General features: G+C 52.8%; 1 rRNA gene. It reads right to left on the bottom strand.

From position 1 onward, the window contains the following. Positions 1-229 (bottom strand): 16S ribosomal RNA (locus tag ACTHTA_RS11695); the annotation flags it as partial.

Here is a 229-nt window from a genome sequence, read left to right as displayed (position 1 = left end):
GTATAAGAGACAGGACTACAAGGGTATCTAATCCCGTTTGCTCCCCTGGCCTTCGTGCCTCAGCGTCAGTAACTGTCCAGAGACTCGCCTTCGCCACTGGTCTTCCTTACGATATCTACGCATTTCACTGCTACACCGTAAATTCCAGTCTCCTCTCCAGTACTCGAGCGAGGCAGTATCAAGTGCAGTTTCGGGGTTGAGCCCCGAGATTTCACACCTGACTTGCCCC

Source organism: Neisseria sp. P0013.S005 (genome assembly GCF_051958425.1).
Taxonomy (GTDB): Bacteria; Pseudomonadota; Gammaproteobacteria; order Burkholderiales; family Neisseriaceae; genus Neisseria; species Neisseria subflava.
This window is presented reverse-complemented; position numbering and strand designations above follow the sequence as displayed.